The sequence below is a fragment of the Kitasatospora sp. MBT63 genome (assembly GCF_000710465.2).
Taxonomy (GTDB): Bacteria; Actinomycetota; Actinomycetes; order Streptomycetales; family Streptomycetaceae; genus Kitasatospora.
In genome coordinates this window covers 1-4,273 of sequence record NZ_JAIZ01000577.1, presented here as the reverse complement: position 1 = coordinate 4,273, position 4,273 = coordinate 1, and the positions used below count along the sequence as shown (strand labels likewise).

5 protein-coding genes are annotated in these 4,273 nt (G+C 73.4%); 2 read left to right on the top strand and 3 right to left on the bottom strand.

From position 1 onward, the window contains the following. Positions 1–190: 190 nt before the first annotated feature. On the bottom strand, positions 191–742 hold the full coding sequence (locus AA75_RS30230) for an EF-hand domain-containing protein (RefSeq protein ID WP_082526932.1): 552 nt from the start codon (positions 740–742) through the stop codon (positions 191–193). 337 nt (positions 743–1,079) lie between these two features. On the opposite strand from AA75_RS30230, the gene AA75_RS30225 reads away from it, so the two are divergent. Together AA75_RS30225 and AA75_RS30220 are read left to right on the top strand one after the other, a co-directional pair. Continuing rightward, positions 1,080–1,964 carry an SDR family NAD(P)-dependent oxidoreductase gene (locus tag AA75_RS30225; RefSeq protein ID WP_033823489.1) on the top strand — a complete coding sequence of 295 codons (885 nt, stop codon included), beginning with the start codon at positions 1,080–1,082 and terminating at the stop codon, positions 1,962–1,964. A gap of 24 nt (positions 1,965–1,988) precedes the next feature. Next, the gene (locus AA75_RS30220) at positions 1,989–2,444 is read left to right on the top strand and encodes a nuclear transport factor 2 family protein (protein ID WP_033823488.1); all 456 of its coding nucleotides are present in this window, start codon (positions 1,989–1,991) and stop codon (positions 2,442–2,444) included. Positions 2,445–2,608: 164 nt separating this feature from the next. Here the strand turns inward: AA75_RS30220 and AA75_RS30215 are convergent, their stop codons facing one another. Then, positions 2,609–3,394 carry an alpha/beta fold hydrolase gene (locus AA75_RS30215; protein ID WP_033823487.1) on the bottom strand — a complete coding sequence of 262 codons (786 nt, stop codon included), beginning with the start codon at positions 3,392–3,394 and terminating at the stop codon, positions 2,609–2,611. A 52-nt stretch (positions 3,395–3,446) separates the two neighbouring features. After that, complete coding sequence (locus AA75_RS30210; RefSeq protein WP_368666616.1) at positions 3,447–4,142, bottom strand: alpha/beta fold hydrolase; 696 nt, start codon at positions 4,140–4,142, stop codon at positions 3,447–3,449. Between the last annotated feature and the right edge of the window lie 131 nt (positions 4,143–4,273).

Here is a 4,273-nt window from a genome sequence, read left to right as displayed (position 1 = left end):
ACCCCGGGGGGGGCGCCGGGGCCCGGGTGCCCCCCGCCCGCCGGGACGGGAGTGCCGTCCCGGCGGGCGGGTGCTCCGGGCGGAGCGGATGCGCGGTGTGCGGGGCACGTCACCCCCGCTGCGCGCCCCCGACGGCGGCGCGGGCTGACGTCCTGTCACTCCCCCGCGGTGTCCGCTCGCGCGGATCCGCTCAGACGTGCCCGAAGAACAGGCTGCCCGGTGCGTCCGGGTTGTCCGAGAGGAAGTGTTCACGCACCGCGCGGATGAACTCCTGACGCGAGATCGCGCCGTCCCCGTCGGTGTCCAGCTTGTTGAACACGTCCATGGAGTCGGGTGCCTCGGTCCGCCACACGTCCCGCAGGAAGCGCTTGAACTCGTCCTTGCTGATCTCGTTGTCGCCGTCGACGTCGATCACGTCGAAGATGACGTGGCCGGCGCCGTCGGCCATGTTGAGCCGGCTCGTGTCGATGGACGCGAGGCGGTTGGCCATGACGAACTGGTCCTTGGAGAGCCGGTCCGCGTCCACGCCGGCGTGGCGCAGCAGTTCCAGCCAGTAGATCTGACAGAAGCTCTGCAGCGCCCTGGCGCGGCGGTCGTCCTTGCCGAGCTTGTAGGCCTGGATGTAGCGGTCGGCGAGCTTCTGGTAGTCCGTCCAGTCCAGGTAGCCGTCGTTGTTGGCGTCCATGGTCTGGAAGGTGCGCTCGAGTTTGACGGTGATGACGTCCTGGGTGGCTGTTGCCATGTCTCCTCCTCGGGGACGAAGGGGGGTTACCTGGCCGCAACAATGGCCAGCCGGTCGTTTGTGCACTATCCGCCATGCCGGGCCGGCCGGGCCGTTCACCCCATCGAGTGAAGCCCGCCGGGGGACGGGCATGACCCGACAGGCCCCCGGCCCGCGCGTCCCGGATCTTCCGTCCGCCACCCCCTACTGTGGGACCGGCCGAATCGGCCGTGAACGGACGACCCCGCACTGCCGGCCGTCCGACGGGGGCCGCCAGCGCGGAGCGGGCGCGGCGGCCCGCCGCCGGCACACGGCGTGCGACCCGTCCACCGCAACACCCCGAACCCGGAGGAGTCACGTGCCCAAGTCGTCGGGTCCCACCGCACCGGCGGGCCGCGCCGTGGTCGTCACCGGCACCTCCTCGGGGCTGGGCCGGGCCTGCGCGCTCCACCTGGCACGGGTCGGCTTCCACGTCCTCGCCGGGGTCCGCCGCGCCGAGGACGGCGAACGGCTGCGCCAGGCCGCGCCCGGACGGCTGACCCCGCTGGTCGTCGACGTGACGGAGGAGAAGTCGGTCCGGGCTGCCGTGGACGAGGTCACCGAACTCCTCGGCGGAGCCGGGCTGTGGGGGCTGGTCAACAACGCGGGCATCGCCGTCACGGCCCCCCTCGAATGCGTGCCGGCCGAACTCCTGCGCCGGCAGCTGGACACCAACGTCACGGGTCAACTGCTGGTGATCCAGGGCTTCCTGCCGCTGCTGCGCACCGGCACCGGACGGATCGTCAATGTGACCTCCGGCCTCGGGAACGTCGCGATCCCCTACCTCGGCGCCTACGCCGCCGCCCAGTTCGCCAAGGAGGCACTCAGCGACGCGCTGCGGCGCGAGCTCGCCCCGCAGCGGATCGCGGTGTCGGTGGTCCAGCCGGGCGCCGTCCTGACGCCGATCTGGGACAAGATGCACGAGGCGGGCACCCGGGCGCTGGACAGCGTCCCCGAGCCCGTCCGGGCTCTCTACCGGGACACCTTCCCGCCGTTCATGAGCGCCAACGCGGCCCAGGCCCGGACCAGCCGCACGACCGCCGACGACGTCGCCCGGGTGGTCTTCCGCGCCCTGGTCGCCGAGCGCCCGAGGACCCGGTACGGCGTCGGCCGGGACGCGATCGGCAGCCGCGTGCTGGCCAGGCTGCTGCCCGACCGGGCGATCGACCGGGTCCTCGGACGCATCGTCACCACCCCCCGCTGACCACCCCGCAGGAGAAGGAGCCGCATGACCACGCCCCAGGAGCTGAAGGACCTGTTCAGGCACGGCCTGGACCTGCTGTCGGACGGCAGGATCGAGGAGTGGGTCGACGGCTTCACCGCGGACGGCGTCCTCGAATTCCCGTACCCCGCCTGGGGCCTCCCCACCCGGTTCCAGGGCCGGGAGGCACTGCTCGCGCAGATGACCGTCTTCCGCGAGCAGCTGAAGGTCGCCTTCTCCGAACCCAAGTTCTACGCCGCCACGCAGGACGGCGACGGCGGCCTGCTCGTCGCGTCGTTCACCGGCGACTGCACCCTGATCGCCACCGGTGGCCACTACCGGCAGACCTACCTGTCGGTGGTGCGCTACGAGCAGGGCCGGATCGCCCTCTTCCGCGACTTCTGGAACCCGTGGGCGGTGATGGAGGCCGCCGGCGGCGAACTCGCCTGGAAGCAGCTCCTTCCCACGATGGCCCGGAGCTGACCCCGGGAGAGTGCACGGCGGAAGACCTGATCCAGGTACGTCCGGTGCAGCGGGGACGGCCCGTCGCCGGTGGGCTGCCGTTCACCCGCCGACGAACCGTCAGGCGTTCGCCGCCAGCGGCAGCCCGGCCCGGACGGTCCGCGGGTCCAGCGGGCTCGGCGGGCTCAGCGGGTGAGGAACGGGGTGAGCGCCGCGACGAGTTCGGCGGGCGCGTCCAGCGCGATGAGGTGGGCCGCCGTGGGGAACTCGACCAGCTCGGCGCCGGGGATCGCGGCGGCGTAGCGGCGGGCGATGTCCTGGAAGTCGGGGACGTCGAGGCCGCCGATCCCGACCAGCGTGGGGACGTCGATCGCCGTGAGGTCGCCGCGCGGGCCGCCCTGGGAGTGTTCGCCGACGGTGTCCTGGTTGACCAGTGAGGTCCGTACCGGGGCCCGGAGGTGCTCGGCCAGCCCGGGGGCGACGTCCGCCCAGCCGCGGGCCGGTCCGCGCAGCCACATGTCCAGGTTCACCCGGACCGCCGCCTCGAGGTCGCCCGCGGCCAGGGCCGCCGTCTCGGCCTCGTCGTACGCGATCATGTCGGCCGACCAGTCGTAGCCGGGCCACGGCGGGGCGAGCAGGGCCAGGGACCGCACCCGGTCCGGGTGGGCGAGCGTGAAGTCGACGGCCACCCGGCCGCCCCAGGACGCGCCGACCAGCCGGACCTGCCGGTGGCCGAGATGGTCCAGCAGCCGGCCCAGGTCGTCGGTCTCCCGGAACGGACCGGTCGGGGGCGCGGACTCGCCGAAGCCGCGCAGGTCGTAGCGGATGACGGTGTGGTGCCCGGCGAGGGCGGGCACCACCGCGTCCCACATCCGGTGGTCGGCGACGCCGGCGTGCACGAGGACGACCGGCGGGCCGTCGCCGGCGACGGTGTACGAGAGGTGGCCGAGGTCGTCGGCGAGAGTGATCATCCGCAGATGGTGGCAGGTCCCAGCGGTGGGCGCCACCGCATTGACGTGCCGCTCACTGGGTGTGCGCGGCCGCCAGGATGAGATCGGTGACGGCCTCCGGGTGGGAGACCATCGCGACGTGGGAGGCGTCGATCTCGACGGTCGTGGAGTGGGCGCGCTCGGCCTCGAAGCGTTCCAGCTGCGCCCCCAGCGCCTTGTCCTGGCGGGCCACCAGCGCCCAGGAGGGAATGGTGTGCCAGGCGGCCGCGGTGGCGGTGTCGGCGAACGCCGAGGCGCTGATGGGGCGCTGGGTCGCGGCCATCACCGAGGTGGTGTTCTCCGGCAGGTCGGCGGCGAAGACCTGCCGGAACTTGTCGGGCTTGACGTACAGGTCGGTGCCCGAGGTGCCGTCCGCGTTGGTGAACGGCACCGGCTGCAGGGCCGGCCCGAGTTCGGTGTCCGGGAACCGGGCGGCCAGTTCGCCGATGACCTCGCCAGTGTCGGGGACCAGGGCGGAGATGTAGACGAGTGCCTTGACCTCGGGGTTCCCGGCGGCGGCGGTGCTGATCACGGCGCCGCCGTAGGAGTGGCCGGCCAGCACGATCGGCCCTTCGATGCTCGCCAGCACGCTCGCGATGTATGTGGAGTCCTGGGCGAGACCGCGCAGCGGGTTGGCGGGGGCGACCACGCGGTAGCCCGCGCACTGCAGCCGCTCCACGACGCCGTTCCAGCCCGAGGCGTCGGCGAACGCCCCGTGCACCAGCACCACGGTCGGCTTCGGCCCGTCCGGGTGCCGGTCCGCGGCCCCGGCGGGCGTGGCGGCGGTGAGGGCGGCGGTGAGCGCGGTGGCGGCGAGCAGGGCGGCGGCGGCCGCCCACGGGCGGCGGGGGCGGACGGGCT